Source organism: Gilliamella sp. B3023 (assembly GCF_026536845.1).
Classification (GTDB): domain Bacteria; phylum Pseudomonadota; class Gammaproteobacteria; order Enterobacterales; family Orbaceae; genus Gilliamella; species Gilliamella apicola_E.
The window spans coordinates 1-2614 of the sequence record NZ_JAFNNH010000031.1; the positions used below are offsets into that span (position 1 = coordinate 1).

The following is a 2614-nucleotide window of genomic DNA, read 5'->3' on the forward strand; positions in this document are numbered from 1 at the left end:
TCAAGGAGTCAACGTCGTTTAGCCATAAAAAAAGCGATTTTGCGGCTAAGCGACGCTTCAATTACCCGCCTCGGCGGGTTTATTTTTGAGGCGATTTTATCGCAAAAAAAGTTGAGGAGCGGGGTTTTTGGGGTCTAAATTCTGTTTTGAAATATTGTCTAAAATAAATAATTCCGCTTTAAGCTATGTCGTTTTTTAGTGGCCGTTTTTTGCATCCAAAAAAGTTGAGGAGCAGGGTTTTTGGGATGTTAAATTACACCTCAAACTCATACGTCACTAAAATCAAATGCTAAATTTTTCATTATTACAACTGTTAAATATTGTAAAGTCGATATTAACTAATTAAAACAATAATTAGCTGTCATTTTTAGCATGTAAAGCGTTTTATCTTTACGAAAATTAGCAATAAAAGTAAAAACAGATATTGCGTCGTTTTTTTCTGTTCACTATACTTTTTCATCATTACATTAAAGAATAAATTTTAATCAAATTCACAATAAAATTAAAATAAATCATAAATTTACTTGACAGGACTGTCGATTATGTATTATAATTTCCAACAGGCAACAGGCAACAGGCAACTTGGCCAACCTATACTTTAAATTCGTCTAAATTAAGCTCCCAACGTCCTTTTTTCACAAAAGTTTATTTTTTCACTCGATTAAGCACAATTCCACCAATTTTCGTGCGATCTTTTTTCCGATCCTTTCATCGATCCAAATTATCCCGGCAGATCTTTATAGGGGGAGCGGTGGCTCTTTTACTTCCTATTTCTTTTTCTAGCCATGCATTAACTTCTAAAACATCAAGTGTTATTCACGGTAATGCCCCGTATTTAACCTTTGACGGTGGTCTTACACGAACAATTAATACTGATGGTCTGCTTGGGATATCTTTATCTAATGGCGTTAGATATACGCCGTCAACCAACAATTCATCAACTACACCAATAGAATTACCAGTAACAGGTCAAAGTTTTGCTGATATTAGCATGTTAGTGCCAGTAGATACTGATTCCATAGCATTGAGTACTCTTGTCAGTTCACCTTACAATTATTGGGGAGATGATGATGGCGATGGTGACATTACCGCTACAGGTAATTTAAGTTTATCTATCGTGGACAAAAACAACAAAGTAGTATCACGTAATACCGTGCCAGAAATTTGTAATGCACCTTATCGACTTAATTTAGCCAATACTTATGTTGCCTTAATCACACGTTATGGCTTTCCTAATACTCGTAGTTTTGACGCCAGTAGTGTGATCTATTATATAAATCCTAAGGCATCGCCGAAGGTTTGTTTTGCTAAGCCAATTTTGATGTATGGTACAGGCTATTATGCTGGTCCGACTTCGATTTGGGATCCTGATAATGGTTTTCTTCCTCAATCAACTATACCATCATCTTATAGTTTAAATTTTCCGACTACTGGTGCTCATGGTTTGTACTTTGATTTAGATATTGGTGGTATTAATCAGTCCTTGTCTTGGGAACCAGTTTCTCACGGAGGTATAACCGCTACAATGAGCGATTCTACAAGTAAAAGGGTTCGAGTTACATTAAGTGGACCTGTTGCTACCTCATCTCAGCATATGTCTAGCAATCCTGGTAATATACCTAGGCCATCTTTGCCCCAGACATTCGAGTTGGTCGGTCGAGACAGTCGAGGTAATGCTGTTGTTAAATATGGATTTACGTTAAAGCAGTGGTTTGTCAACCGCGGTGGAATAGAAGACTCTTATTCTAATACCTTATCTTGGTGTAATAATATAGGTTATCGAATGCCTCTCGTAATGGATTTAACTAATGCTTCTTGTCAAGGAAGTGGTTCTCACCCTTACTGTCAAGGTTCAGTTGGAGCTACGCCTTCATCACTTAATAATTTATACCAGCGTCGGATTGGTGCAGGTTTTTTTACGGAATGGGGGCGAATGCTGAGTTACTCAGGAATTGGGTTTGATCGTTATGGGTACTGGACTAGTGATTCAAATGGTAGCTATCAGTTTGCCGTGTTCGCGGCCTACGGTGATGTTGGTTGGGCTATCGACGATAACAGCGTGATTTGTGCCTATCCTTAGTCCTCTTGTCTAAGTAAGCACAGAAGTTAGGGATGGGTAAAATAGCGTATTCCTGCAAAATAGTTTAACTAATGATTGTGAAGGTTCAGTTGGTGCAACCCCTTCTTCAAACGGCAATTATTATCAGCGTAGAATCGGCACAGGATTCTTTACCGAGTGGGGATTGATGAAAAATTACTCACAAGCCAATTTTTCCTTTGACAGTTATTGGACGGTTGATACTAATCCTTCATATAATCAGCCGTTTGTTGTGGGCTCGTACTTCGGTGATGTACTATTCGTGGACCGATTACGCAACTACAACGGACTTTGTGTTTCTCCTTAACTTTTATTCGATAATTCATATAACTTGAGTAAATAAACTGGAAATAGCAATAAGTCCGTTAGATAGTTGACTTGAAGTGTTTAAAACACAGTTTTAACTGGGAATAATTTATTTTGTTGTGTTTTATCGAAAAAAGTTGAGGAGCGGGGTTTTTGAGGTTTTAAATTTCACTTAAAAAGTTTTAAATGATCAAACTTACTAAATTTCTA

Annotated in this window: 1 protein-coding gene; it reads left to right on the forward strand. The window is 37.2% G+C overall.

Annotation, left to right across the window (positions count from 1 at the left end; translation table 11 throughout):
* The first annotated feature begins 751 nt into the window (after positions 1 to 751).
* Positions 752 to 2080, forward strand: a complete 1329-nt coding sequence (locus J3U16_RS11750) for a hypothetical protein (RefSeq protein ID WP_267338344.1) — start codon at positions 752 to 754, stop codon at positions 2078 to 2080.
* The last annotated feature ends 534 nt before the right edge of the window (positions 2081 to 2614 follow it).